The organism is Mycobacterium sp. E2497, from assembly GCF_001668695.1.
Taxonomy (GTDB): Bacteria; Actinomycetota; Actinomycetes; order Mycobacteriales; family Mycobacteriaceae; genus Mycobacterium.
In genome coordinates, this window is sequence record NZ_LZKD01000219.1 from 15,892 (window position 1) to 42,615 (window position 26,724).

Below are 26,724 nucleotides of genomic sequence, written 5' to 3' on the forward strand. Positions count from 1 at the left end.
CGGACGAGCAACTGATGACGGGCTAATCGCCGGGCTGGCCGCGGTCCCCGCCAATGGTGTCGCGGACCGCGGTCAGCCGTGCGGCGCGTCGGAGATCTTGGTGTCGGGCTTGCCCAGCGTCTGGCAGTACGTCAACGCCGAGAGTCGAGTGGCCGAGATCTCGGCATTGGACGGGTCGGTGCCGTTCTTGTCCTTCAGCATCTTGCTGACCTCGTCGTTCTGCTTCTTCTCGTCCTGCGTGGTGAAGTCCTTGCACTTGGTGTCGCCGCCGGTGTTGATGACCTGCGACGCCGAACACGCGCTGGACAGCAGTACGGCCATCGCGAACATGGCGGCCGCGATTTGCTTCATCGTTTGCCTTCCTCGAGCCGAGTAGTGGTATCTGTACACCAAATCGGCCGATTTGAAACCCCCACATCCGATTTGCCCTGCGGCTTTCCCGGTTTGCGCCGAGTGCATTTCGCGCGTGAGTGGGAATAACTGCCTCGCCCGCATCGTCGTTGAGGCGTCGACCGGGGTCCACCCGCCGCGCGCGCCCAGATTCGAGGAAAGGAAACGACAGTGTCCCCGTCCGACGGTCCAGCGCAGTCGACATTGGTCACGACGAGGGCCGGCGGCCCGCTCGCGGCGCGGGGCGTGTTCGCCGGTGTGCTGGTGCTGTTGTTGTCCGTCGGCTGGGTCGCCAACCACTTCGTCGCATTGATGCCGTTGCTGAGCGTTCGCCGGCATCTGAGCGCGGCCACGCTCGACGCGATCTTCGGTGTCTATGCGCTGGGATTGCTGCCCGGTCTGCTCGTCGGCGGGCGCGCGTCGGACGCGTTCGGGCGGCGATCGGTGGCGCTGGCGGGCTCGGCGACCGCGGTGGCGGGGACGATTGCGATGCTGTGCTCACAGCAGTACGACGCGCTGCTGATCGGACGCCTGATCGTCGGGCTCGGGGTCGGGCTGGCCATGAGTTCCTGCACGGCCTGGGCGTCGGATATCAAAGGTCCCGCCGGGGCGGCCGCCGCCGGGGCGGTGTTGATGGCCGGTTTCGCGATCGGCCCGTTCGCGGGAGCGGTGATCGCGGGAGTCGGGCCCGCCGGCATCCGGTTGTCGTTCGGCGTCGCGGCCGCCATCGGTGTGGCGGCGATGCTCGTCGTGGTCGTCACTGGACGGCGCCCGGAGGGCGCCGCGAGGTCGAGCGCCGAGGTATGGGAGCCGTCGACGCCCGCCGAGCAGGGCGCGGCGCGGGCGTTGAGTTGGGCCATGCCCCTGGCGCCATGGGTATTCGCCTCGGCGACACTGGGATTCATCGCGATTCCCGGTCGCGTGCACACCGGGCTGGCGGCTCCGATGGCCGCCGGCATGGCCACGCTGCTCGTCAATGGCGTCAGCGGGCTGATCCAGGTGCTCGCCCGGGCGCGCCGGTGGGGGCCGCAGGCCGGCACCGCGGGCGCGGTGCTCGCCGCGCTTGGCTACGCGGTCACCGCGCTCGCCCCGGCGGCCATGCCGCTGGCTCTGGGTGTGCCGCTGTTCCTGGTGTTGGGGTGCGCGTCCGGCCTGTGTCTGCGCGAAGGGCTGATCGATCTGGAGGCCGCCGCGCCGAAACGCCTGCGCGGCGGGCTCGTTGGTGCGTTCTACGTGGTGACGTACATCGGTTTCGGGCTGCCGCTGATCTTGACGACGGTCGCCTCGACGGTGTCGGCGACCATCCTCGCGGTGATGGCGGCACTGGCGTTGCTGACGGCGGTGAGCCGGGCGGTTCGACTCCGAGGCGACGCTCATCGCCAGGGCTAGCGCGTCGGCGCTCAGACGAGTTCGCGCAGCGTCTCGATCAGCTTGATCCGCTCGGCCGGTGTGGACGCGATGGGTGCGACGTTGAGAGTGGTCACCCCGGATTCCGCGAACGCGGCCACGCGATCCCTCACGAATTCGCGGCTGCCGATCAGGTTCACGTCGCGGACGAGATCGTCGGGCACCGCCTTGGCGGCGCCGTCCTTGTCGCCGGCCAGGTAGAGCTCCTGGATGCGGTCGGCCTGCGGCCCGTAGCCATACTTGGTGGCCAGGGCGTGGTAGAAGTTCTTGCCCTTGGCGCCCATGCCGCCGATGTAGAGGGCGAGGTGGGGTTTGACGAATTCCCTTAGTGAGTCCACGTTTTCGCCGATGGCCAGCGCCGGGCCCGCGAAAACGTCGAGCTCTCCCAGACTGGGGTCCCGCTTGGCCCGGCCGGTGGCCAGCGCCTCCCCCCAGACGTCCTGGGCCTTCTCGGGCAGGTAGAAGATCGGCTGCCACCCCTCGGCGATCTCGGCCGCGAGTTCGACGTTCTTCGGCCCGAGCGCCGCGATCAGTATCGGGATGCGTTCTCGGACAGGCTTGTTGATCAGCTTGAGGGGCTTGCCAAGCCCGGTGCCCTGCCCGGCGGGTAGCGGGATCGTGTAGTACTTGCCCTGGTGCTGGACGGTCTCGCGGCGCCACACCTGGCGGCAGATGTCGATCACTTCGCGGGTGCGGGCGATCGGTGCGTCGTAGGGGACACCGTGGAAGCCCTCGATGACCTGCGGACCGGATGCGCCCAGCCCCAGGGTGAACCGACCGTCGGAGACGTAGTCCAGACCGGCGGCCGTCATCGCGGTCAGCGTGGGCGTCCTGGTGTAGAGCTGCATGATCCCGGAGGCCAGTCCGACCCGGTCGGTGCTGGCGGCCAGGTAGCCGAGCGCGCTCACCGCGTCGAACGAATACGCCTCGGGGACGAAGACGATGTCGAGGCCGGCACGTTCGAGGTCGGCCACTTCGGCGGCCACGTCCTTGAAGCCGCCCGCATAGTTGATGCCCAGTCCGATTCGCATGTGGGCCTACGCGGTGGTGAACTCGTCGGCCAGTTCGAGCGCCTCCCGCTGGATCCGTTCGAACTGCGCACCCATCGCCTCGGACAGCGCCTTCGCGCCCGATAGCGGCCGGACCATCACCATGAAGTCGTCGATGAGGCCGTCGTCGTTGAAATGCAGGAAGTCGCAACCGGTGATCGTGACTCCGGGCGCCCCGGCGATGCCGGTCTCGAACACGAACGCGTGGTCCCGGCCGCTGCCGTCGTGGATCTCGCGGACGTACCGGAAGTCCTCGAAGATGCGTAGCACGCCGCGCAGGATGGCCGCCGTCATCGGCTTGCCGACGTAGGGCTTGAACGCCACCGGGCTGGTGAACACCACATCGTCGGCCAGCAGCGCCTGGATGCCCTTCTCGTCGCGTTCTTCGACCGCCTTGCGGAAGGGATGCATCCGACACCTCGCATTTCGTTTCGCCAAGTGTCGTTGACGCTATGCCGTCCACCGCGACGTGTCCATAGTGCGATTAATCACTTTGTTGACTACTCATATCGTTGTAGCCTTTTTCGGTGTCGCTGCGTGATGCGGTATTGGCCGCCCTCCTCGAGGGCGAGTCATCCGGCTACGACCTGGCCAAGGACTTCGGCGCGTCGGTCGCGAACTTCTGGATGGCCACCCCGCAGCAGTTGTACCGCGAACTGGACCGGCTTGCCGAGCAGGGTCTCATCCAGGCGCGCCTCGTGCAGCAGGAACGCCGGCCCAACAAGCGGCTGTTCTCACTGACCGACGCCGGCCGTGACGCGATCCGGGAGTTCACCGGGAAACCACCCAAGCCGTTGGCGATGCGCGACGATCTACTGGTCAAGGTGCAGGCCGCGGACATCGGCGACACCCCCGCCGTGCGTGAATTCATCAGCGAACGCCTGCAGTGGGCGACGGCCAAACTGCAACGCTACGAACGGTTGCGGGCGCGCATCCTCGACGGTCGCGACGAAGAGCAACACCTGGCGCACGCCGAACGGGTCGGCCCCTACCTGACCCTGCTGCGCGGAATCGCGTTCGAGGAAGAGAACATTCGATGGGCCGAGCGCGCGTTGGCCGTCATCGAACACCGGCTCTCCGCGGGGGTCAAGAAGGCCCCGAGCTCACCGCGTCACCGGGCTGCCGCTGACCGAGCAACTCCTCCTGGCCGACCTCAGGCACGTTCCCCTCGTCGGTGAACCGTGCGCGTTTGCCCGGCTTCTTCGGCGCCTTCTGCGGCGCGGCCGCACCGTCGGTGGGGCGGTGACCGTTGGAGGGCAGGCCGACGGCCTGGCCGGCCATGTCGATGGCCTTCTCGGTGTACACCCGGTAGCCGAAGTTCGGTAGGTAGCCGTGGATCTCGGGGGTGTCCAAATCGCGCATGAACTGCAGGATTTCGCGGCTGAACAGCTGGCCGGGCACCAGCACCGGAAAGCCCGGCGGGTAAGGCGTCACGTACGTCGCCGACACGACGTCGGATCCCCCTTCCAGCCGCTCGTCGATCTGATCGCCGGTCAGGTATTCGCAGTTGGTGTCGTCGTAGGAGAGGTAGAACCCGCGCCGGACGTCTCCTTCGGGCGTCGGTCCGCTCCCGGCGTGGTCCAGGAATGCGGGATGGAAGCCGCTGAAATCAGGCAGCGGCAAAGACATTTCGGTGAGTCGGTAGACCGCCCGCTCGAAGTGTTCGCGCTCGCCAAGGCTCATCTCGGAGATGTTCTGGTCGAGTTCGGTGGCGATGTTCACCAGAACCTCGACCAGGAACGCGACCGAGCTGCGCGTGGTGCCGATGTTGGTCATGAACAGCACGCTGTTGCGCGACGTCTTGTTGATCTGGATTCCGTAGCGGTCCATCAGCTGCTGGCGTTTGAAGGTGTCGCCGTCGTACCCGGTGCGCCCGATGAACAACGTGATCCGCGACGGGTCGAGCACGAATTCGTCCTGTTCCCAGGCCGCCATCATGTTGCGCAGCCCCGATCGCAGCGGCTGCGCGATGGCCGACGGCCGGAACGGCTCCGGGATCAGATCCGAGGTGCGCAGGCAGCGCATGTACTTGCTGAGCAGCGGATGGTTGTCGATCGCGTCGCGCAACTGCATCGCGTTCTCGATCTGCCGCTGCACCAGCTCGACCCCTTCCAGCGCCACCTGCCTGCGGCCCAGGTCAAGCGACGCCAGGATCTGGTAGTTGGGCGAGGTCGAGGTGTGGGCCATGTAGGCCTCGTGGAACGGCTCGGCGACTTTCTGGTCGAAGTCCTGGTCGTAGACGTGAATCATCGATCCCTGCCGCAGCGCGGTCAGCGTCTTGTGTGTCGACTGGGTGGCATACACCCGCACCCGGGCCCGCGCCGGGTCCGGCATCAGCCGGCGGTCCAGAACGCCGTCGTCGCCAGGGGTTTCGTCGCCGCCGGCGGCCAGATACTCCTCGTAGCGCTGCCGGTAACCGGGGTCCTGCAGCCGCTCGCGCAACGCCCGTGCCGAGGCCATCGCGGTCCGCTTCCGGTAGACCGGGTGGAAGCGGGCGAACGCGAACCATGCCTCGTCCCACAGGAACACCAGGTCTCCCTTGATGGCCAGGCACTCTTCCATCACGCGCTCGACGTCATAGACGATGCCGTCGAAGGTGCAGTTGGTCAGCGACATCATCTTGACCCGGTCGAGCTTGCCGGCGCGCTTGAGCTCCAACAGCTTCGACTTGATTTCGCGGAGCGGCACCGCGCCGTACATCGAGTACTCGTTGAGCGGATACGCCTCGAGGTACACCACATTCGCACCGGCCAGCATCATTCCGTAGTGATGCGACTGATGGCAATTCCGGTCCAGCAGCACGATGTCGCCGGGCGCCACCAACGCCTGGGTGACGATTTTGTTCGCCGTGGAGGTTCCGTTGGTGACGAAGTACGTGTGCCGCGATCCGTAGGCCTGCGCGGCCAGCTGTTGCGCCTCACGTAGCGGCCCGGTCGGCTCGAGCAGCGAGTCGAGGCCTCCGCAGGTCGCCGACGTCTCCGCCATGAACACGTCCAGGCCGTAGAAGCCCACCATGTCCCTGATCCAGTGCGAGTTGACGATCGACTTGCCCTGCGAGATCGGCAGAGCGTGAAAGACGCCCGTGGGCCGGTGGCTGTACTCCTTGAGCGCGCTGAAGAACGGCGTGCGGTAGCGCGCCGCCACGCCCTGCAGGATCGAGAGATGCAGCTCGAGCATGCCTTCGCGGGCGTGGAACACCCGGCGGAAGTATTGGCCCAGCCGCCCGGCGATGTCCTCGACCTCGATTTCGGTCATCAGGTAGAGGTCCAGCTCGGGCCGTAATCCGGTCAATGAGATCGCCAGGATCTGCGCGCGTTCTTCGGGTGTCTGGTGGTCGTTCAGCTCGTCGGACACCGCGGTGTCGACGAATTCGGACAGCGCCGACAGGTCGCGGGTCGACTGGTGTGAGAAGCGCCGCCGGATCACCACCGCCTGCAGGTTGACGTTGAGCCGCGCGGCGATGAGCGCCTCGTCCCCGCTGGACACCACCACGAGCTCGTAGACGAATTCGTCGTCGGGGCGCCGCCATTTGCGAACCTCGTTGCGCAGCGCGCGTTCCTGGTCTTCCGTCATCTTTTCGACGACCAGCACTTCGAAGTAGGGGCGGTCGCGCGGTGATGCCGGTTTGTGCTCGATGAGCTGGCGCGGATCGGTCGGGAACATGTCGAGTTCGTCGGCGCCGGCGTTGTCCACGTCTCCCGTGCGGTAGGACTCGGTGGTCAGCGCCCGGTTGACCTGCGCGACGGCCTGCGCGAACTTGTCGTGGTGGCCGGCCGTGAAAAGCCGCTGGATACGGGCGAATTGGGGCGCACCGGGGTAGGCCCAGTAGGGCTCCAGGGTGCTCAGGCGCGCCAGCAGCTCCTGGCAGGCGTTCGCCCACTTGTCCTTCAGCGTCCCGGTGGTGGTCGGTCGCATCAGCCGATCCGCGGCCTCCTCCAACCGGCACCACGAGTCGCTACGAACCTGCCACAGGCTGTTGTAGGCGCGTAAGTGCTCTGTCATGGCCGCCCTTTCCTCGCCGCGGCGGCTCCTTGGTCCCGCAGCGTCGGTTCAGGCTTGCAGACCCAATCCGCCCGCCGGTGACCGCAAGACAAACACTCAGCGTCCGTCACATGACGGCCGCGAGAGCACCGGGTGGTGCCGCAGCCCGCCGAGGGCTACCTCCACGCGAAGACCGGTTGCTCCAGCTCGTCGACCGGGTCGTGACGACCCTCCAGACACCACCACCGCAGCTGCAGCAGCACGGCACCCGTGGGGGCGTGAATCAGGTCGTTGCCCAACGGGATCTGCACCACCGGGCGGGGGCTCTCCGGGATCGAGATGAATCGCGGGGAATCGTCGCGCTGCAGCTGGTGTAACCCCACCCGGTATACCGCCACCACCTCGTCGGGCGCCGGCCGGGGATCCAGGCGACCGCCGCCCCAGATCACGACCGGCGTGATGACGTACCCGGACCGGGTCGGGTAGTCGTCCATCAGGCCGAGCACGGTCGAGCCCGGCAGGTCGATGTCGACCTCCTCGCGCATTTCCCGCAGCGCCGCGTCCACCGCGGTCTCCCCCGGATCGAGCCGGCCACCGGGCAGCGCCCATTGCGCGGCGTGAGAATTCAGGCGAGACGCCCTGCGGCACAATAGAAACGCCGCACCGCCGGATACGCCGACCATCCTGCCGTCAAGGCCGGGTTCCGGCATCGGGCGGCCACCGATCCACTCGTCCACCGGCGCCGGATCCACCCGGTCCTCGCCGGGGGTCGAGTCGACCAGCACCACGGCGACCGCCGCGTGCCGCCTCGTCGGGTCGGTCACCTCGCGACGGCCGTGGGCCGCCAGGTGGTCCCTGATCCGCTCGCGCAGCGCCTCGTCGTACGGGATCGTCACGGTTCGAGACTATGCGGGTGTCTCCGGCACCCCACGGACTGCCGCCGGAATGACAAACCCCGTCCCGGCCGGGTACCCCGGTGAACGCTCCGCGGCCCGGTGTCGTAGGTGTGCATGGATGAGAGGAGACGAATGAAGGTCATCGGTTTCGAAGAGCACTACAAGCTCCCGGCGATAGGCGAAGAACACCAGAACGCGGCGACCGGACTGCTGAAGGAGGCGGGTTACGGCTCACCGGGGGCCGAAGGGGAATGGCCGCCGGGCATCAACGACCTGGGCGAGGGCCGGGTCGCCGCGATGGACGCCGCGGGCGTCGACATGCAGATCCTCTCGCACTCCGTCCCCGGCCCCGAGACGCTGGAACCCGCGAGGGCCGCCGAGCTGGCCCGCCGGGCCAACGACGCGGTGGTGGCCGCCATCGGCCGGCACCCGGACCGGTTCCGCGGCTTCGCCGCCCTGCCGATGCGCGACCCGGCGGCGGCCGCCGCCGAGCTCGAACGCACCGTCCGTGATCATGGCTTCGTGGGTGCCCTGATCAACGGTCACATCAACGGCCGCTATCTCGACGACACCTTCTTCTGGCCGGTTTTCGAATCCGCCGAAACACTGGGCGTGCCAATCTTTTTGCATCCCACGATGCCTCCGCAGCCGGTCATCGACGCTTACTACGCGGGCTTTGACCCGAAAGTGTCGGCCCGGTTGGCCGGCGCAGGGGTGGGCTGGCATCTCGATACGGGTGTGCACTGCCTGCGGCTGATCCTGGGCGGGGTGTTCGACCGGTTCCCCCGGCTGCAGATCATCGTCGGCCACCACTTCGAGGCGCTGAGCTGGATGGGATGGCGCACCGACTACTCGTTCACGCCAGAGGTGACCGGCCTCAAGCGCACCGTGAAGGAATACCTTCGGGAGAACTTCTACGGCGGCATACTCGCCGGCGACTTCTTCACCCAGGAACCCGGTGCGATGGATCCCAGTTGGAGTCTGTCGTTCAACGCCTACCTCGCGATGGTGAACGTCATCGGGATCGACCGGGTCGTGTTCACGGCCGACTACCCTTACGGAAACATCAACGCCTGCCGGCAGTTTCTCGATCGGATGCCCATCAGCGAAGTCGATCGGGAAAAGATTGCCCACCGCAACGCCGAGCGCCTGCTGAGGCTCTGAGCCACCGGGTGATTCGGCGGGCCGTCCGTCACAGCGGGGCCGCCCGATCCGGCCCGTGTGATTAACTGCGACGGTGCAAAGAGAACCGGTGCTGGCGCGGCGCTTCTTCGACAGGTTCGAGCCGGTGCATGCGGTGACATATTTCGCGCCGGAGGCGCGTGCGGCGCTGGACGGGTTGGGCTACCGCGGCTTCTGGATGGGCTACTTCGCGGCCCGGTCGGCACCGCTGGGCATGGTGCCGCGCGAGGTGGTCACCGCCGTCTTCTACAACTTCGCCCCCGAACGGGTCGCCAAGGCGCTGCCGGCGGCCTGGCAGGTCGCCGGCCCCGACGCGGCGTTGCGCGCCCGGCAGGAGTCCGCCGTCGCCGCGCTGCGCCGCTACGGACTGGACGCGGACCAAAACGTCCGAACGGCAGCGGATTTGGCGGGGAAGGCGGCACGGCAGGCGCCGCTCGACGGCCGTCCGCTGTTCGCCGCGAACCTGGCGCTGCCCTGGCCGGAGGATCCGCTGGCCGCGCTATGGCACGCGACGACGCTGTTGCGCGAGCACCGCGGCGACGGGCACGTGGCGGTGCTGGCCGCCGCCGGCATCTCGGGCCGGGAATCCAACGTCCTGCATGCCGCCGCGGGCGGGGTGCCCCGCGAGTACATCGCGCGCACCCGCGATTACGACGAGGCCGCGTGGGCGCACCACGAGCGGCGCCTGGCCGAGCGAGGACTGCTCGGTGACGGCGGCTCGCTCACCGCGGCCGGCCGCGAACTGAAAGAGCACATCGAACGGTCCACCGATGCGCTTTCCCTGTCGGCGCTCGACGCGCTCACCGACGACGAGGTGGAAACGCTGTTCCGCACGCTCACCCCGATCACCCGTGCCGTGGTCGCCGGGGGCGATGTCCCGGACCTCACTCCGATGACCCTGCGCCGCGACGAGTTGCACGACGACAGCGCGCATTTGACTTCCTAGCCGCCGCCGGCGAGCCCGCCTGATTGCCACGCTGAACCCGGTCGGACGCTGCGCCGGCTGCCCGGCTTGCCGGAGGAGCCGCGCATCATCGCCGTCGACAACGGCTCGACCGAGCCTCGCCGGCGTGACCGCCGGCATCACCGTCGAACCTCAGCGGCGGGTTAGCCTAGCTCGATGACCAGTCAGCGGGTACCCGGCGGAGTCGTACACGAGCTTCCCGCGGACCTGCGCGAGTCGCTGATCGCCAACGCCGCGGCGCTCGCCGCGTGGAACGACATCACACCGTTGGCCCGCAACGAGTTCATCTGCTGGGTAGAGGACGCCAAGCAGGAGGCGACCAGGCGGCGCCGCATTCGCCGGACCCAGGAGGAGCTGGAAGAGGGCAAGCGCCGGCCGTGCTGCTGGCCGGGGTGCAAGCACCGCGAGCGCACCGGCAAATGAGTTCGCTGGTCAGCGGCCCAGCGACTTGTAGAACACCAGGCCGTTGCCCTTGTTGTCGTAGACCACGGCGCGGCGTTCGTGCGCGTCGTCGTAGGGGGCTTTGACGATGCCGCCGCCGCTGGCCTCCACCGCCTTGGCCGCGGCGTCGACGTCGGCGGTCTTGATACCGACGACGACCTGACCCGGTATGGGATGGTCCACGGACGTCGCCAGCGCGAGCGTGACCGGGCCGCCGTCGAGGGCGGCGAAGTGCGCTCCGTCGCGGAACTTCAGCGGCATGCCCAGGGTCTCGCTGTAGAACCGGATCGACTCGTCGAGGTCATCGGTCGACAGGACGATCATCTTCACTTCGTGGTCGCTCACGGGGCCTCCTCCGGCGCTGGATGGCATACAGACTAGGCCGCGCAACCCGCCAGGAGAAGGGGGCGGCAGTGGAATGCGCCGCGCGCTGGACACGTTGCGCGGCAGCGTCGTTGACGAATTCGGCCCCCGCGGCGGCCGAGTGTCAGGTGTGGCCGGCCGGAACGACCTGCCCGTCAAGGTAATCCATCGGCGGTCCGTCCCCGTGCCCGGCGTCGCGGTCGGCCACCGCGGTGGCCAGGGCGGTGCCGTCCTGAATGGTTCCGACGATTTCGACGTGGTCGTTGACGGTGAAATGCGGTGCGGCGCTGCCGGGTTGGCCGTGAGCGATGAGTGTGGTGTTGGGGGTGACGCGATAGGTCTGGGTGTAGCCGTTCGCGCTGCGCGCGGTGACCGAGCCCTCCGACACGGCGATCACCGTGCCCTCCTGCCGCACGGGCTGGGATGCGGCCGGCGGCTCCTGGCTCGCCTCTACAGTGCGCTTCTCGTCGTGGGACGCGTTGAGCACCAGGACCGCACACGCCGCCGCACACACCATCGAGGCCGATACGACGTCACAGAGGCCTACCACGGCCGACCGCCGGCGCGCGGCCAGATCAGCTGACGGTCTTTGCTGCGGCGTCGCGGTCATTCGATGCTTGGCACTCACGATCAATCCTTCCCTGCGGTTTCGCGCCGAGGAAAGTCGGTGCGTACCGAGTCAGGTTGTTGCTCGTGGTTTTACCCCGGGTCCGGCGCCGATAAACCGATCCGGGTCCCGCGCCGGCGCGTCCGGATGGTCAGCCCTTGACGAGGGTGAACTGCGCGACGTCGGTGTAGCCCTCGCGGAAGAGGTCGGCGCAACCGGTCAGGTACTTCATGTACCGGTCGTAGACCTCTTGGGACTGGATCGCGATGGCCTCGTCGCGGCGGGACTCGAGCGCGGCCGCCCAGGTGTCGAGGGTGCGTGCGTAGTGCAGGCGCAGCGGCTGGTACAGACCCAGGCCGAAGCCGGCCCGCTCGGCGTGCTCGACGACGTTCTTAGCTTGCGGCAGGTCACCGCCCGGGAAGATCTCATCCATGATGAATTTCATGAACCGCAGTTTCGTCATGGTGATGGGCAGCCCGCGCTCGGCGAATTCCTCGTCGCTGGGCTTGATGATGGTGTGCAGCATCATCACCCCGTCGGCGGGCAGCGCCTCGTAGGCCATCTTGAAGAAGTCGGGGTAGCGGTCCCGACCGAAGTGCTCGAAGGCGCCGATGGACACGATCCGGTCCACCTTTTCGTCGAACTGCTCCCAGCCCTGCAGCAGCACCCGCTTGCTGCGCGGGCTGGGGTGCTGGTCCAAACGCTGCTGCACGTGTGCCTGCTGGTTGCGGCTCAGGGTCAGGCCGACGACGTTGACGTCATAGCGCTCGAGCGCCCGGACGATGGTGGTGCCCCAGCCGCAGCCGATGTCGAGCAGCGTCTGACCCGCTTGTAGCCCGAGCTTGCCCAGCGACAGGTCGACCTTCGCCAACTGCGCCGCTTCGAGGGTCATGTCGTCGCGTTCGAAGTAGGCGCAGCTGTAGGTCCGCGTGGGGTCCAAGAAGAGCGCGAAGAAGTCGTCGGACAGGTCGTAGTGCGCCTGAACGTCCTCGAAATGCGGCTTCAGGCTTGTGGGCTCACTGCGGTTTTCCGGCACAAACAACCTCTGACATCGGTGGGGCTCAGCGGCGTGCGATCGCTGTCGATCGCCACGCTGGTGACCCAGTGTATCCGCACGGTGTGCGCCGCCCCGCCGGCGCGTTCCCCGGTTGACTGGTTCCGCCGCCATGGGACACCATGGCCGCGAACCGTAACGGTGAGGAGGTGGGCCGTCGCAATGGCCGACATCACCATGTTGATCCTCGCCGACCACGAGTGGTTCCGCGAACAGTTCGCCAAGCTGGATTACCTGCAGGCGCAGACACCGTCGGACCAGGCCGCGCTGGCGCGGGTGTGGCGTCCCCTCGCCGACAAGCTGGACGTCCACGCCTACGTCGAAGAGAAGATCTTCTATCCGCAGTTGCTCAGGCGCGGCTCCGACGAGGCCGAAGGCGAGACGCTCGACGCCATCGGGGACCACAACGACATCCGCGACGGAGTGCGCGACGCCGACGCCGCCCAGGTCGGCACCGAACAGTGGTGGGCCGCGGTCGGACGCACCCGCGAGGCCAACGACGACCACATGGGGGAAGAGGAGCGAGAAGGGCTGTCGGACTTCCGTCGGACCGCCCCCATCGGCCTCCGCGAAGCGCTGGGGCGGCAATACAGCGATTTCATGGCCGAACATCCCACCACCGAAGGGTTGCCGATCGTCGACCGTGACCCCCAACGCTATGTCGAAGACGTCGAGGCCACCGCGCAGTCCGCGCCGCAGGAACGGTCTGCGCCGCAGGATTTCTCGCTTCGCATCGGCAGCCTGAAAGGTCAGTGAGTTCTCGCGCACCCGGCCCGGGTCGCTACCATCGGCCACCGGTCGATGAAGACGATAGAGCCGGTTGGGAGTGAGATTTGTTCGGCCCGCGCAACTTCTGGGTACGCAATTCGTCGATGAGTGCACAGGGCCGCCGGAGGAAATGGGCACGCAAAGAGATCCGGGTCGCCGACCCGGCCATGCGCCAGACCATCATGGGGACCGCCATCGGCAACTTCATGGAGTGGTACGACTTCGGCGTCTACGGCTACATCGCCACCACCATCGCCCAGGTGTTCTTTCCCGGTAAGAGCGTCAGCGGCGTCCACCTCATCGCGACCTTCGGCACCCTGGCGGCAGCCTTCGTGGTGCGCCCGCTCGGCGGGTTCATCTTCGGCCCGCTCGGCGACCGCATCGGACGGCACCGGGTGCTCGTCGTCACCATCCTGATGATGACCGTGAGCACCACCGTGACGGGCCTGCTGCCCGGTTACAGCGCCATCGGCATCTGGGCACCGATCCTGCTCGTCATCGCCCGCATCTTTCAGGGCCTGTCGACCGGCGGCGAGTACGTCGGCGCGATGACCTACCTGGTCGAGCAGGCCCCCGACCACAAACGCGGCATGATGGTCGGGTTTTTGCCGATGGGCAATCTGGTCGGGTTCGTGCTCGCCGGGATGCTGGTGACCGGGCTGCAGACCTGGCTGCCCGAGAACGACATGCTGACGTACGGCTGGCGCATTCCGCTGCTGCTGGGCCTGCCGTTCGGCCTGTTCGCGCTGTTCCTGCGGCTGCGGCTCGAGGAGTCCTCCGCGTACGAAACGGCGACGGACGCCGGGCACCCGCCCGAGAGCGGCCGGCAGCAGTTTCGGCGCACGGTCGTCGACCAGTGGCGCGGCCTGCTGATCTGCGCCGCGCTGGTGCTGACCTCACAGGTGGCCGACTTCATGCTGACCGGCTACCTGCCGACCTACCTGAAACTGTTCGTGCGCGTCGGTCACACCGCCGGGCTGGTGATGATCGTGGTGACGCTGGCGATCCTGATGGTCACCGTGGTGCTGGTCGCCGCGTTGTCCGACCGCATCGGCGTCAAACCGATCATGTGGACCGGCTGCGCGCTGCTGGTCGTGGGTTCCATTCCCGCGTTCCTGCTCATCCGATTCGGCAGCATCTACCCGGTGATCTTCCTCGGCGTGCTGCTGATCGGATTGATGGAGCTGTGCTTCGACAGCACAGCACCCGCGATGCTGCCTGCGCTTTTTCCCACCAACGTGCGCTACGGGGCGCTGGCCATCTCGTACAACATCTCGATATCGGCCGTGGGCGGCACCACGCCGCTGATCGCCCAGGCGCTGGTGTCGGGTACCGGCAACGTCATGGCGCCCGCCTACATGCTGATCGTCGGCGGCCTGGTGGGCGCCGTCACGCTGCTGTTCACCCCGGAGGTGGCCGGGAAACCGCTGCCCGGGTCCGGGCCCGCGGTGGAAAGCGAGCGGGAGGCCCGCGAGCTGGCCGACGACGTCAGGTAGCCGGCCCGCTCAGACACCTCAAACCCGTTGACCACGCGCCTGTTTCGTAGCCGATAGGTGAAAGCCACTGCCACGAAACGGTTTTCGACGGCCGCGTGTGAGAATCGCCGGCCTGGGTATATAGGCGGTGTGCTCCAGCAACGCCGCCGCCCCACCGCCCCCGCAGGCGCCCCACCCGGGCCGTCGCGTTGACGGCCCAGCCCAAACCGGTCCCCGATGACCTTCGCCGGTTGGCCGCGGCACACGGGGTGGCGACCTCCTACCGAAATGAGCGGCGAGAGCCGGTGGAGGTCGACGCCGACGTCGTCATCCGGGTGCTCGGCCTGCTCGACGTCGACGCCGCGACCGAAGCCGACCGGCGCCGCGAGTTGGCCCGACTGGCCGAGCGGGACCGCGCCGGCGCCCTGGCGCCGACGGTGGCGGTACGGGTGGACGGGCGTCGCCGGCCGCTGCCCCGGGCCGCCCTGCTGGTGGCCGAGGACGGCGACCAAATCGAGGTGCACGACGAGCTGCCCTGTGACCTGGCCGCGGGCTGGTATCGGCTGCACCTGAGCGACGGCCAGGAAGCCACCCTGGTGGCCGCGCCGCCGCGGGTGCCGCCGACGCCGGCCACCTGGGGCTGGATGCTGCAGCTCTACGGGTTGCGGTCGGCGCGGTCCTGGGGCGTGGGTGACCTGGGCGACCTGCGGGAGTTCGTCGAGTGGACGGCCTCCGAGCACGGGGCAGGCGCGGTACTGCTCAACCCGCTCAGCGCCCCCGGACCGACGCATCCGGTGCAGCCGTCCCCCTACACCCCGTCGAGCCGGCGGTTCGCCAACCCGCTGGCCTTACGGGTCGAGGACCTCGACGCCTACCGCCGGGCCGATTCGGACACCCGTGCGGAGGTGGACGCGCTCCGGGTCTCGGCGACCACCGAGCGCATCGACTATGACCTGGTGTGGGCGGCCAAACGGTCGGCCCTGGAGTTGCTGTGGCGCGCCGAAGGCCGCCCCAGCCCACTGGACGAATCGGTCGCCGGGACGGGGCTGCGGGATTGGGCCACGTACTGCGCGCTGGCCGAGCGCCACGGCGGCCGGTGGACCTGCTGGCCCGCGCCGTTGCGTGACGTCGCCGGGCCGGCGGTGGTGGCGGCCCGCCATGAGCTGGCGCCGCGGGTGGCGTTCCATACCTGGGTGCAGCAACGCTGCGACGAGCAGCTCACCGCGGTGCGCAACGCCGCACGGAACGCGGGCATGGCGCTCGGCGTCCTGCACGACCTGCCGGTCGGTGTGGACGCGAACGGCGCCGACGCGTGGGCGTTGGCCGACGTGCTCGCCGCGGGGGTCAGCGTCGGGGCTCCGCCGGACAACTTCACCCCGCGGGGACAGGATTGGGGACTGCCGCCGTGGCGGCCGGACCGCCTCGCCGCCACCGGCTATGCCGCGCTGCGGGACATGCTGCGCGCGGTGCTCGGCCACGCCGACGGTCTCCGGATCGACCATGTGGCCGGGCTGTGGCGGCTGTGGTGGATTCCCCCGGGCGACGGCCCGGATCGCGGCACCTACGTGCACTACGACGCCGACGTCATGCTGGCGGTCCTGGCGCTGGAGGCGCACCGGGCTGGGACCACCGTCGTCGGCGAGGACCTCGGCACCGTCGAACCGGAGGTGACCCAGGCGCTGGCCGACAACGAGATGCTCGGGTGCGCGGTGTCCTGGTTCACCCGCGACCAGTCCGCGCCCGACGAGCCCCTGCTTCCGCCGGCGAGGTGGCCGTCGCGGGCGGCGGCCAGCCTGTCCACCCACGACCTGCCCACGGCGGCCGGATTTCTGCGCGGCGAACACGTGCGCGCCCGCGCCGACCTCGGCCTGCTCGACGACGTGGCGGGCGAACAGTCGGTGGCCGACAAGGAACGGGCCGAGTGGCTGCAGCTGCTGCGCGCCGAGGGGCTCCTGACGGGCACCGATCCGGACGAGGCCGCGATCATCACCGCGATGCACCGATTGCTGGCGGCGACCCCCAGCCGCCTGAAGTTGATTTCGCCGTACGACGTGCTGGCCGAACCCCGCCAGCCCAACTTGCCGGGAACCATCGACGAGTATCCGAACTGGCGGCTTCCGCTGCCGGCAACTCTCGAGGAACTGCGGGCCGACCCCCGGGTCGCCGAGATCACCGCCGCCTTCCGCGAGTCGCAGTAGGCCAAACGGCCGCGGCCGCAAGCGCTTCGGCCCACCGCCGGAATCGGGTCGTGATTCGCGATTAGCAAACGCGCGCTGCGGCTACTACGACATGGGCGTGTACCGCGCGGACGGTGCAACGAAAGAACGGGGTTGACCATGGAACCGATATCGCCGACCGATGCGCTGTTTCTCATCGGCGAGTCGCGCGAACACCCGATGCACGTGGGATCGCTGCAACTCTTCGAGCCGCCCGAGGACGCCGGGCCCCATTTCGTCCGCGAGTCTTACCAGGCCATGGTCGAGTGCACGGACGTGCAACCGACGTTCCGCAAGCACCCTGCCTTCTTCGGCGGTCTGACCAACCTCGCGTGGTCGTTCGACAACGACGTCGAGCTCGACTACCACCTGCGCCGCTCGGCCCTCCCCGAGCCGGGCCGGGTCCGCGACCTGCTGGAACTGGCGTCCCGGCTGCACGGCAGCCTGCTCGACCGGCACCGCCCGCTGTGGGAGGCCCACCTGGTCGAGGGACTGCAGGACGGCCGGTACGCGGTTTACACCAAGTACCACCACTCCCTCATGGACGGCGTGTCCGCGATGCGGCTGGTGCAGCGCGCCTTCACTCCCGACCCGCACGACGACGAAGTGCGCGTCCCGTGGACCCTCCGGCCGCGCAAGCGAAGCGGGGGGCACAAGCGCCGGTCGCTGCTCGGGCGTGCCGGGGGCGCCGCCGGTTCGGCGCTCGCCCTGGCGCCGTCCACGCTGAAGCTGGCGCGGGCCGCACTCCTCGAGCAACAACTCACGCTGCCGTTCCGCGCGCCGCGAAGCATGTTCAACGTCCGGATCGGCGGCGCCCGGCGGGTGGCCGCACAGTCGTGGTCGCTGGACCGGATCAAAGCGGTCAAGTCCGCGGCCGAAGTGACGATCAACGACGTGGTGCTCGCCATGTGCGCCGGGGCCCTGCGCGCCTACCTCCTCGAGCAGAGCGCACTCCCGGACGCCCCCCTGACCGCGATGGTGCCGGTCAATCTCCGCAAGGCCGACGACGACCGCGGGGGCAACCAGGTCGGCACGTTCTTGTGCAACTTGGCAACGGATCTCGACGACCCGGCGCGGCGTCTCGAGATCATCAGCACCTCGATTCGCGACACCAAAGAGGTGTTCCAGCAGTTGCCCCCGGTTCAGCAACTGGCCCTGTCGGCATTCAACATCGGTGGCCTGTTCTTCGGGCTGATCCCCGGCTACCTGTCGGCGGCGTCACCGCCGTTCAACATCGTCATCTCCAACGTGTCGACCGGCCCCTCCGAGCCGCTGTACTGGCGTGGCGCGCGTCTGGACGGAAACTACCCCCTGTCCATCCCGCTCGACGGCCAGGCGGTCAACATCACCGTGACCAACAATGCCGACAACCTCGACTTCGGCCTGGTGGGCTGCCGCCGCAGCGTCCCGCACCTGCAGCGGCTGCTGGGCCACTTGGAGACGTCGCTGAAGGACCTGGAACGCGCCGTCGGCGTGTAGCGGATGGGGCCTAGGACGCCTCCGCCTGGGGCCTGGTGGTGTAGTCCAGGCACACCGTGGTGCCGTTGGGACGGGCATTGATGGTGCAGTGGTCGGCGAGCGCGTGCATCAGCATGATGCCGCGGGATCGGTGGGGATCGCTGAGGCGCTGCGGCGAGGGGTGGTGCCAGGATCCGCGGTCGCTGACACACACGCTGATCGACTGGGCGGCGGGATCGTGGCTTGCCTGCAGTTTCATGGTGCCCGCCGCGCGGTGGGTCCGGTAGGCGTGCTCGACACAGTTGGCCAAGGCCTCGTTGACGCCCAGAATGATGTCGTCGCGTACCTCCGCGGGGGCCTCAGTCACGTCCTGAAGCCACCGGCGCAGGGCGCGGCGAAGTTCGGCCGCCGTAACGGCGTCAGCGGCACCGGCGCAGGTCAGCCGCGCGGGCGTCACGACCGTGGGTGGAAGTAGTGAGGTCATGCTAAGGGCATACCCAGTTGCGGGCGTGGTGTTAACTTGTTGGCCGTCTCGCTTTGGCCACAGGCGGATACACATTGGGAATCGGCTTGCCGTACAACGATATACAGAGGGATCCTATGGAATTCCGAGCATTCATCGAGCCGCAGCAGGGCGCCCGCTACGCCGATCAGGTCGCGGTTGCCCAGACCGCCGAACAGCTGGGTTTCGCGGCGTTCTTCCGGTCCGACCACTATCTGGCGATGAGCGGCGACGGCCTGCCGGGCCCCACCGATTCCTGGGTGACCCTGGGTGCGATCGCGCGGGAGACATCGAGCATCCGGCTGGGCACCCTGGTGACGTCCGCAACGTTCCGTTATCCGGGTCCGCTGGCCATCGCGGTGGCCCAGGTGGACGAGATGAGCTCAGGGCGCGTCGAATTCGGCCTGGGCAGCGGCTGGTTCGAGAAGGAGCATCAGGCGTACGGGATTCCGTTTCCCCCGCTGCGCGAGCGGTTCGACCGGCTCAGCGAACAGCTGGCCATCGTGACCGGCCTGTGGGCGACCGAGCCCGGTGAGACCTTCGACTACGCCGGCGAGTACTACACCATCGCCGGGTCACCGGCGCTGCCCAAGCCGACGCAACGCCCGCACCCACCGATCGTCATCGGCGGCCTCGGCGCCCAGCGGACGCCGCGGCTGGCGGCGAAGTACGCGGCCGAGTTCAACGTTCCGTTCGCGCCGATAGGCGTGGCGGAGAAGCAGTATCAACGCGTGGCGGAGGCGGTCGCCGCGGCCGTCAGGCCGGCCGACTCGATGGTCTACTCGAGCGCCTTCGTGCTGTGCGCTGGGCGTAACGACAAGCAGGTGACCCGCCGGGCCGCCGCGATCGGGCGTGACCTCGACGAGTTACGCGGCAACAGCCCGCTCGTCGGCACGCCCGCCGAGATCGTCGACAACCTGGGCGCCTGGAAACAGATCGGCGTGCAGCGCGTGTACACCCAGTTGCTTGATCTGTCCGATCTGGCGCATCTGGAGTTGGTGGCGAGCGAGGTTATGCCGCAACTGCTTTGACGCGCACGGGTGAGCTCGTCACGAGGACTCGGCCTCGGCGCGTTCCTCCTCGAGCCGGTCCTTGCTGCGCAGCAACCGCAGCAACGTCACGAACAGCAGGCCGCCGATCATGTTGCCCACCACGGTATAGGCGAACCAGCCCAGCCAGGTCAGGTAGCCGAACGGTGCGTGGCCGGTGGCCAGCGCGCCGAAGATCAACAGCGAATCAAGGATCGAATGGAACAGCCGCAGGCCGGCGAGCAGGAAGGCGGCGGCGACGGCGGCGGCGATCTTAGCGGGCACGGAGTCCGTGCCGTGTTGCATCCGGGTCATCAGCGTGATGACCATGCCGCCGAGAACGGCCAGCGCCATGCTCTGACCCGACAGCGGCGCGGTGGCGAAGTGGGTGCCGGATTCGATGGTCTGTGCGTGCAGTTCGGGAAACCCGGTCATGATCAGCCACATGATCACCCAGCCCCCCACGAGGTTGGCGAACATGGTGCCGCCCCACAGTTTGAGCAGCTGCAGGAGGCTGGCGCGCTTGGCGGCCACGGTGACCACGGGGATGATGAAGCCCTCGGTGAACAGCTCACTGCGCCCCAGCAGCAGGGCCAGGAAGCCGATCGAGAACGCGACCCCGGCCAGCAGCGGACGGTGCGTGGCGTCGAGCACCGCCAGATAGGCGAGCACCCCGATCCCCACCTCGGTGCCGCCGAAGAAGCCGGTGACCAGCACACCGCGCCAGGTCCGGTGCAGGCGCTGGGTGCCCTCGCTCAGCATCCTGCTGAAGGCATCCTCGAGCTCGTCCTCGATCGGGCTGTCGGTCTGTCCGAGCTCGCGCTGGGTCGTCTCACTCATGGTGGGTGGGCAGATACCCGTTATTCGGCGGGCGGGCCATCCGGTGTGAGACATCTGACACCAGCCGTTGCGCCGTCACCTGCGCCGTCGAAGGACAGGTGTCACCAGTTCGCCCGTGTCGAGGTAACTCTCCAGGTTGCGGATCGCCAGCAGCGCCATCGCCCTGCGGGTGCGGCCGGTGGCGCTGCCGATGTGCGGGAACAGCACCACGTTGTCCAGCGTCAACAGTTCGGCCGGCACGTGGGGTTCGTCGGCGAACACGTCCAGCCCCGCCCCGCCCAGGGCTCCGCCGGCCAGCAACTCCACGAGCGCGTCCTGATCGACGACGCTGCCGCGGGCGATGTTGATCAGGTAACCCTCCGGCCCCAACGCCTCGAGGACGGTGCGGTCGACCAGGTGGCGAGTGTGGGGATCGCCCGTGGTGGCCACGACGAGGACGTCGACCGACTCGGCCAGCTCTACCGGCGAGTCGGCGTAGCGGTACGGCGACCCGTCGATGCGGTGGCGATTGTGGTACGCGATGGCACAGTCGAATGCGAACAGACGGGTCGCTATGGCCGAGCCGATCCGGCCCAGGCCGAGGATCCCGACCTGCAGACCGTTGACGTCACGGCCGTACGGGAATGGGCCGTCGCGCACCCATCGGCCCGCCCGCACGTAGCGGTCCGCGGCGCCGAAACGGCGCAGGGTCATCAGGATCAGGCCCAGTGCGGTGTCGGCCACGGTGTCCGACAGGACGTCGGGAGTGTTGCTGACACCGATTCCGCGGCGCTGCGCCGCGGGCAGATCGATCATGTCCACCCCGGCCCCGTTGTTGACGATGACCTCCAAATTGGGCAGCGCCGCGATCGTGTCGGCGTCGAGGCCGGGCGGCCCCGATGTGATCGCCACCCGGATGTCGGGCCCGTGCTCGGCCAGGAAGGCGGCCCGCCCGGGGCCGTCGGGAAGCTTCGTGATGTCGTAGCGCGCGGTCAGCTCGGCTTCGAACGTCCGCTCGAAGGCGCCGACCCGCACCGCGCCCGGGATCTTTTCAGTCGTCACCCCTCCATCATCGGGCGCGGGGAAATATCCGGGCACCCGCGGTCGTTGTCCACCGCGACGGTGTCGGACATTCCCCCGGGTACCACCTGTAGAACCGTCGCTTCGAGCGACCACTTGCCGAGAGGCGCGAAGACGGCACCGTCCCAAACTTTTTCGTCGCGCGCGGGAAGCAAATCCGCGGCGGCTTGGTTGCACCGCGAATGCGCATCGGAGTCGTGTTCCCGCAGACCGAGCTCGGCGGAGATCCCGCGGTGGTCCGCGCGTACGGGCAGGCGGTCGAAGGGCTCGGATTCACCCACATCCTCGCCTATGACCATGTCGTGGGCGCCGACCCGGGCGTGCACCGGGGCTGGGACGGCCCCTACGACATCGACTCGACGTTTCACGAGCCGTTCGTCATGTTCGGCTATCTGGCCGCGCTCACGTCGCTGGAGCTCGTGACCGGCGTCATCATCCTGCCGCAGCGGCAGACGGCACTGGTGGCAAAGCAAGCCGCCGAGGTTGACCTGCTGACCGGTGGCAGGTTCCGGCTCGGTGTCGGATTGGGCTGGAACGCCGTCGAATACGAGGCGCTGGGTGAGACGTTCACCAATCGCGGCAGGCGCTCCGAGGAGCAGATCGAGCTCCTGCGCAGGCTGTGGACCGAACGATCGGTCACCTTCGACGGGAAATACCACGCGGTGACCGCCGCGGGGCTCGCGCCGCTGCCCACCCAACGCCCGATTCCGGTGTGGATCGGCGCGGCCTCCGACCGCGGGTTGGAACGCGCGGGGCGGCTCGCCGACGGCTGGTTCCCGATGACCGCTCCGGGACCCGGTCTGGACCACGCGCGCGCACAGGTGCAGCGCGCCGCAGCGGCCGCAGGCCGGGACGCGGAGAGCCTAGGCATGGAAGGCCGGGTCAGCTGGACCGGCAACCCGGACAAGGCGTCCGCGGACATCGCCGCTTGGCGAACCGCCGGCGCCACCCACCTGTCGGTCAACACCATGAACGCAGGGCTTGCGACCGTCGACGACCACCTCGCCGCGCTGGAACGGGTCGCCGACGACCTGCGGTAGCGCCTAGCCGGCGTCCGCTTCGACCAGGCTGAGATGGGCCGCGCGGCGGTTGGCTTTCGACGACTTGCGCACGCGCCCATAAGGTTCCATCGGCCCGTCGTGGACCTTGACCTCTCCGCCGGTGGCGCCATGCCGGCACCGCCAGTCGCTGATCGCTTGGTGCGCCGCGTGATCGAGGTAGGTTGCCCTCAGGTGAATGGTGACCGCGGCGCGATCGGGGATCGTCGCGAGCACGCCCGTCAGCCGGGGCAGGGCCAGGAAAGTGCATGCGCCTTCGATCAAGACGTGCCATTCGCCATCCACGGGCGAGGCGTCCACCCTGGCCCGCACCACGCGCCAACCGGTGACGACGACCGCCACGGCGAGTCCGATCAGCACGCCGTGCAGCAGATTGAGGAAGACGACGCCGACGATCGTCACCAGATAGACGGCGAGATCGCCATTGCGCGAGGCGGTCTCGATGTGAGCCGGCTTCAACAGCTCGATTCCGATGACGATGAGCAACCCCGCGAGCGCCGCGGTGGGGATCTGTTCGACCAGTCCCGCGAAGGGTACGGCAAACAGCAGGACCCACACCCCGTGCATGATCGTCGAGGCGCGAGTTTTGGCGCCCGCGTTGACGTTCGCCGCGCTGCGCACGATTACGCCTGCGATCGGGAGCCCGCCGATCGCGCCCGACGCCATATTCGCCGCGCCCTGCCCGATCAGCTCGCGGTTGAAGTCGGTGCGCGCCCCGGTGTGCATGCGGTCGATCGAGACGGCCGTCAACAGGCTTTGAACGCTGGTGATCAGCGTGACGGTGATCACCGCGATCACGACCGCCCGCCAGTCGCCCTCGGGCAGCTGGGGCAGCTGCAGCGCCTCCAGCACCGAGCCCTCCAGCCTGATGCGGGACACGTTGAACGGCAACGCGGCCGAGAGGACGGTGACGGCGACGATGGCGACCAGTGGGCCGGGGATCTTGGCCACCCGGGCCGGGGCCCAGCGCCAGGCGATCAGAATGGCGATGACGAGCAGGCCCAGCACGACCCCCGGCCGGTGCGCGCCGACGATTTGGGCGGGCAGGCCGACGACGTTCGTCCAGGCCGAGCTCTGCGATTGGCCGCCGAGCAATACGTGCACCTGCTGCAGCGCGATTGTGATTCCGATGCCGGCCAGCATGGCGTGCACCACGACCGGTGAGATCGCCAAGGCGGCCCGTGCGATTCGGCTGATTCCCAACATCACTTGCAGGGCCCCGGCGATGACGGTGATGAAACATGTCACCGCCCAGCCGAACTGGGAGACCAGATCGGCGACGACGACGGTGAGTCCGGCGGCCGGACCACTGACCTGCAACGGTGACCCGCCGAGGCGCCCTGCGACGATGCCGCCGACGATCGCCGCGATTAAACCGGACAGCACCGGGGCGTCGGACGCGATCGCGATGCCCAGCGACAAGGGAAGCGCCACCAGAAAGACCACCAACGACGCCGGCAGGTCGTACTGAATGGCCGCGCGCCACCGGTCGCCTCGAACCGGTTGCGCCCGCTCGGTGTCGTTTTCAGCTGGCCGCCCGGCGTGTGGCATCGGCCCTCCCTGGGAGTTGCATGAGGGGCGCGTTCGGGTAGCCACCCGTAACGCACCAGGAGCGGAGCGTAACGCTCTCGGGCACAATCGATCCCACACCGCCGCGAACGTCGTTGTCCCGCTTCAGCGTGCCGTGCCTATGCGTGTCGACGGTATGGGGCGGCCCACCGGGTCGCAACCCGACCTTCCAGGCGCATATCGAACGCAAATCTTTTGCCGCGCAGTGCGCTCGGGGGCGCAATGAGGCGCGGGGTCGCGCCCGCACGTCGAAATCACCTGCGGTTCAACGAATTACTCCAGGACGAAGACCGGTATCCGCCTCGCTGTCTTCGCCTGATATTCGGCGTAGGGCGGATAGGCCTCGACCGCCCGTTGCCACCACTGCTCGCGCTCGTCCGCCTCGAGTTCGCGCGCGCTGAGCGCGAAGACCTTGTCGCCATCCTGCAGCGTCACGTCCGGATTGGCTTTGAGGTTGAAGTACCACGACGGGTGTGCGGGGGCTCCGCCCTTCGACGCGACCATGGCGTATCGGCCGTCGTTTTCGACGCGCATCATCGGCACGTACCGCTTCTTGCCGGACTTCGCTCCGGTCACCGTCACCAGCACGACGGGCCGGTCCAGGATCTCGACCCCGTCGGTCGTGCCTTGCTCGAGGATCTGCTCGGTCTGCTCGCGCACCCAGTCTCTCGGGCTCAGTTCGATCTCGTCGGCCATACCCGATCTCAACACGTCCCCGCGCCGCAGTCATCCCCCCGGAAATCGTCGATCCGTCGGTCCGTCGACGGGCGCGTAGAGTGGGCCGTATCGCTTAAATGAGCTAACTAACCAGGGAGAGGAGTCGGGTAGTGGCCCGCACCGAGAACGACACATGGGACCTGGCCTCGAGCGTCGGAGCGACCGCAACGGCGGTGGCCGCCCAGCGGGCGATCGCTTCGAAAGGGCCTGAGCCGCTGCTGAACGACCCCTTCGCCGATCCACTCGTGCGCGCCGTGGGCAGCGAGGTCTTCGTCAAGCTCCTCGACAACGAAATCGACCGCTCCGACGATCCCCTGCTGAATCGCGAGGCCGTGAACGAGCAGATCACGGTCCGCACCCGATACTTCGACGACTTCTTCATGCAGGCAACGCAATCCGGGGTCCGCCAGGCGGTCATCCTGGCGTCGGGCCTGGACACCCGTGCCTACCGCCTGTCCTGGCCGGCCGGCACGGTGGTCTACGAGATCGACCAGCCCGAGGTCATCGAGTTCAAGACGCGGGTGCTGGCCGACCTGGGCGCCGCGCCGGCCGCCGAGTGCCGCACGGTGGCGATCGACCTGCGCGAGGACTGGCCGGCCGCCCTGGTCAAGACCGGCTTCGACGCCGGCGCGCCGACGGCGTGGAGCGCCGAAGGCCTGCTCGTCTACCTGCCACCCGAGGCGCAGGACCGCTTGTTCGACAACGTCGTCGCGTTGTCCGCGCCGGGCAGCCGGATCGCGACCGAGCACATGGATCTGCGCAACATCCCGGCGGACTGGGCGCAGAAGCTGACCGAGCGGTCGCAACGCCTGGGCTCCGACATCAATCTGGCCGAGCTCTTCTACACCGGCGATCGCAACACCGCCGCCGAATACCTGGCGGCGCACGGCTGGCGGGTCGACATCCGGACCACCGAGGAGGCCTTCGCCGCCCACGGGTTCGAGGTGCCCGACGACGAGCTGGCTTCCTTCGGCGAGGACTCCGGTTACCTGACCGCCACGCTGCCCTAAGCCGGCCGTTCGCAATATCAACCCCATTGACATATATCAGTGCGGTTGATACAAAGGTTTCATGTCTCAACCGACTCACGAAATGTTCGAAGCCGCCTACCGGGGCGAAGCCCCGGAGATGGGCGAGGGCAACCGCCCGCCGTGGAGCATCGGCGAGCCGCAGCCGGAGATCGCCGCGCTGATCGAGGCCGGGAAGTTCCACGGCGACGTGCTCGATGCCGGATGCGGGGAGGCGGCGGTGTCGTTGTTCCTCGCCGAGCGCGGCTTCATCACGGTGGGCTTGGACCAGTCGCCCACCGCCATCAATTTGGCACGCGAGAAGGCGGCCAGGCGTGGCCTTACCAATGCCACCTTCGATGTCGCGGATATCAGCGCCTTCGACGGTTACGACGGTCGATTCGGCACGATCGTCGACAGCACCCTTTTCCACTCGATGCCCGTCGAGCTACGCGAGGGCTATCAGCGATCCATCGTGCGGGCGGCCGCGTCGGGCGCCTCCTATTTCGTGCTGGTCTTCGACCGTGAGGGCGTGCCGGCCGAGAGCCCGATCAACGCGGTGACCGAGGAGGAGCTGCGCGACGTGGTCTCCAAGTACTGGGTCATCGACGAGATCCGGCCGGCACGCATCCACGCCAACGTGCCCGACAGCTCCCTGGAGGGATCCGAGGCCTTCGCCGGCACCGACATTCG

The 26,724-nt window shown here is 68.2% G+C and carries 26 protein-coding genes; 13 read left to right on the plus strand and 13 right to left on the minus strand.

Annotated elements, in window-relative coordinates:
* Positions 1-72 precede the first annotated feature (72 nt).
* On the minus strand, positions 73-351 hold the full coding sequence (locus A5713_RS19795; protein WP_067926345.1) for a hypothetical protein: 279 nt from the start codon (positions 349-351) through the stop codon (positions 73-75).
* A gap of 243 nt (positions 352-594) precedes the next feature.
* Here A5713_RS19795 and A5713_RS19800 point away from each other — a divergent pair, with 243 nt between their 5' ends.
* Entirely contained in the window at positions 595-1,779 is a 1,185-nt protein-coding gene (locus A5713_RS19800) for an MFS transporter (protein WP_067926342.1), read from the plus strand.
* Positions 1,780-1,790: 11 nt separating this feature from the next.
* Here the strand turns inward: A5713_RS19800 and A5713_RS19805 are convergent, their stop codons facing one another.
* Positions 1,791-2,828, minus strand: coding sequence for an LLM class F420-dependent oxidoreductase (locus A5713_RS19805; protein ID WP_067926339.1), 1,038 nt, complete (start codon positions 2,826-2,828; stop codon positions 1,791-1,793).
* Between the two features lie 6 nt (positions 2,829-2,834).
* The gene (locus tag A5713_RS19810; RefSeq protein WP_068098076.1) at positions 2,835-3,257 is read right to left on the minus strand and encodes a nuclear transport factor 2 family protein; all 423 of its coding nucleotides are present in this window, start codon (positions 3,255-3,257) and stop codon (positions 2,835-2,837) included.
* 116 nt (positions 3,258-3,373) lie between these two features.
* Between A5713_RS19810 and A5713_RS19815 the strand changes: the two genes are divergently transcribed.
* Positions 3,374-4,024 carry a PadR family transcriptional regulator gene (locus A5713_RS19815; RefSeq protein WP_068098077.1) on the plus strand — a complete coding sequence of 217 codons (651 nt, stop codon included), beginning with the start codon at positions 3,374-3,376 and terminating at the stop codon, positions 4,022-4,024.
* Here A5713_RS19815 and A5713_RS19820 read toward each other — a convergent pair.
* Both A5713_RS19820 and A5713_RS19825 read right to left on the minus strand, forming a co-directional pair.
* On the minus strand, positions 3,933-6,848 hold the full coding sequence (locus A5713_RS19820) for an aminotransferase class I/II-fold pyridoxal phosphate-dependent enzyme (protein ID WP_068098078.1): 2,916 nt from the start codon (positions 6,846-6,848) through the stop codon (positions 3,933-3,935). The two genes, A5713_RS19815 and A5713_RS19820, sit on opposite strands and share 92 nt — an antisense overlap.
* A 155-nt stretch (positions 6,849-7,003) precedes the next feature.
* Positions 7,004-7,723, minus strand: a complete 720-nt coding sequence (locus A5713_RS19825; protein ID WP_067926328.1) for a CoA pyrophosphatase — start codon at positions 7,721-7,723, stop codon at positions 7,004-7,006.
* Between the two features lie 132 nt (positions 7,724-7,855).
* On the opposite strand from A5713_RS19825, the gene A5713_RS19830 reads away from it, so the two are divergent.
* From A5713_RS19830 to A5713_RS19840, 3 genes are all read left to right on the plus strand, one after another.
* The gene (locus A5713_RS19830; RefSeq protein ID WP_068098079.1) at positions 7,856-8,887 is read left to right on the plus strand and encodes an amidohydrolase family protein; all 1,032 of its coding nucleotides are present in this window, start codon (positions 7,856-7,858) and stop codon (positions 8,885-8,887) included.
* A 73-nt stretch (positions 8,888-8,960) separates the two neighbouring features.
* Complete coding sequence (locus tag A5713_RS19835; protein WP_068098080.1) at positions 8,961-9,851, plus strand: hypothetical protein; 891 nt, start codon at positions 8,961-8,963, stop codon at positions 9,849-9,851.
* Positions 9,852-10,025: 174 nt separating this feature from the next.
* Positions 10,026-10,292 carry a YdeI/OmpD-associated family protein gene (locus tag A5713_RS19840; RefSeq protein WP_068098081.1) on the plus strand — a complete coding sequence of 89 codons (267 nt, stop codon included), beginning with the start codon at positions 10,026-10,028 and terminating at the stop codon, positions 10,290-10,292.
* Between the two features lie 9 nt (positions 10,293-10,301).
* On the opposite strand, the gene A5713_RS19845 is transcribed toward A5713_RS19840, so the two are convergent.
* The 3 genes from A5713_RS19845 to A5713_RS19855 all read right to left on the minus strand — a co-directional run bounded on the left by A5713_RS19845 (position 10,302) and on the right by A5713_RS19855 (position 12,316).
* Positions 10,302-10,655 (minus strand): VOC family protein, encoded by a 354-nt coding sequence (locus tag A5713_RS19845; protein WP_067926318.1) that lies wholly within the window; start codon positions 10,653-10,655, stop codon positions 10,302-10,304.
* Between the two features lie 142 nt (positions 10,656-10,797).
* Positions 10,798-11,301: a hypothetical protein gene (locus A5713_RS19850; RefSeq protein WP_068098082.1), complete on the minus strand. Its 504-nt coding sequence runs from the start codon at positions 11,299-11,301 to the stop codon at positions 10,798-10,800.
* A gap of 130 nt (positions 11,302-11,431) precedes the next feature.
* Positions 11,432-12,316, minus strand: a complete 885-nt coding sequence (locus A5713_RS19855; protein ID WP_068098083.1) for a cyclopropane mycolic acid synthase family methyltransferase — start codon at positions 12,314-12,316, stop codon at positions 11,432-11,434.
* A 180-nt stretch (positions 12,317-12,496) separates the two neighbouring features.
* Between A5713_RS19855 and A5713_RS19860 the strand changes: the two genes are divergently transcribed.
* The 4 genes from A5713_RS19860 (at position 12,497) to A5713_RS19875 (ending at position 18,272) form a co-directional block, all read left to right on the plus strand.
* A complete protein-coding gene (locus A5713_RS19860) occupies positions 12,497-13,090 on the plus strand; it encodes a hemerythrin domain-containing protein (protein ID WP_067926312.1) in 594 nt (197 codons plus the stop codon).
* Between the two features lie 179 nt (positions 13,091-13,269).
* Positions 13,270-14,598 carry an MFS transporter gene (locus tag A5713_RS19865; RefSeq protein ID WP_068098092.1) on the plus strand — a complete coding sequence of 443 codons (1,329 nt, stop codon included), beginning with the start codon at positions 13,270-13,272 and terminating at the stop codon, positions 14,596-14,598.
* Between the two features lie 230 nt (positions 14,599-14,828).
* Positions 14,829-16,775, plus strand: a complete 1,947-nt coding sequence (gene malQ / locus A5713_RS19870; protein WP_068098084.1) for a 4-alpha-glucanotransferase — start codon at positions 14,829-14,831, stop codon at positions 16,773-16,775.
* 138 nt (positions 16,776-16,913) lie between these two features.
* Complete coding sequence (locus A5713_RS19875) at positions 16,914-18,272, plus strand: wax ester/triacylglycerol synthase family O-acyltransferase (RefSeq protein WP_067926307.1); 1,359 nt, start codon at positions 16,914-16,916, stop codon at positions 18,270-18,272.
* Between the two features lie 10 nt (positions 18,273-18,282).
* On the opposite strand, the gene A5713_RS19880 is transcribed toward A5713_RS19875, so the two are convergent.
* Positions 18,283-18,735, minus strand: coding sequence for an ATP-binding protein (locus A5713_RS19880; RefSeq protein WP_067926304.1), 453 nt, complete (start codon positions 18,733-18,735; stop codon positions 18,283-18,285).
* A 116-nt stretch (positions 18,736-18,851) separates the two neighbouring features.
* Between A5713_RS19880 and A5713_RS19885 the strand changes: the two genes are divergently transcribed.
* Complete coding sequence (locus tag A5713_RS19885) at positions 18,852-19,784, plus strand: LLM class F420-dependent oxidoreductase (RefSeq protein WP_068098085.1); 933 nt, start codon at positions 18,852-18,854, stop codon at positions 19,782-19,784.
* 18 nt (positions 19,785-19,802) lie between these two features.
* Here the strand turns inward: A5713_RS19885 and A5713_RS19890 are convergent, their stop codons facing one another.
* Positions 19,803-20,621, minus strand: coding sequence for a formate/nitrite transporter family protein (locus A5713_RS19890; protein WP_068098086.1), 819 nt, complete (start codon positions 20,619-20,621; stop codon positions 19,803-19,805).
* Between the two features lie 75 nt (positions 20,622-20,696).
* On the minus strand, positions 20,697-21,662 hold the full coding sequence (locus tag A5713_RS19895) for a 2-hydroxyacid dehydrogenase (protein WP_068098087.1): 966 nt from the start codon (positions 21,660-21,662) through the stop codon (positions 20,697-20,699).
* Between the two features lie 200 nt (positions 21,663-21,862).
* On the opposite strand from A5713_RS19895, the gene A5713_RS19900 reads away from it, so the two are divergent.
* Positions 21,863-22,720: an LLM class F420-dependent oxidoreductase gene (locus A5713_RS19900; protein WP_068098088.1), complete on the plus strand. Its 858-nt coding sequence runs from the start codon at positions 21,863-21,865 to the stop codon at positions 22,718-22,720.
* A gap of 3 nt (positions 22,721-22,723) precedes the next feature.
* On the opposite strand, the gene A5713_RS19905 is transcribed toward A5713_RS19900, so the two are convergent.
* Positions 22,724-24,289: a SulP family inorganic anion transporter gene (locus A5713_RS19905; RefSeq protein ID WP_068098089.1), complete on the minus strand. Its 1,566-nt coding sequence runs from the start codon at positions 24,287-24,289 to the stop codon at positions 22,724-22,726.
* A 291-nt stretch (positions 24,290-24,580) separates the two neighbouring features.
* Complete coding sequence (locus tag A5713_RS19910) at positions 24,581-25,003, minus strand: nitroreductase family deazaflavin-dependent oxidoreductase (RefSeq protein ID WP_067926287.1); 423 nt, start codon at positions 25,001-25,003, stop codon at positions 24,581-24,583.
* Between the two features lie 131 nt (positions 25,004-25,134).
* On the opposite strand from A5713_RS19910, the gene A5713_RS19915 reads away from it, so the two are divergent.
* Both A5713_RS19915 and A5713_RS19920 read left to right on the plus strand, forming a co-directional pair.
* Positions 25,135-26,034 carry a class I SAM-dependent methyltransferase gene (locus A5713_RS19915; RefSeq protein ID WP_068098090.1) on the plus strand — a complete coding sequence of 300 codons (900 nt, stop codon included), beginning with the start codon at positions 25,135-25,137 and terminating at the stop codon, positions 26,032-26,034.
* Between the two features lie 61 nt (positions 26,035-26,095).
* On the plus strand, positions 26,096-26,724 hold a 629-nt coding region (locus A5713_RS19920), incomplete at its 3' end, for a class I SAM-dependent methyltransferase (RefSeq protein WP_068098093.1).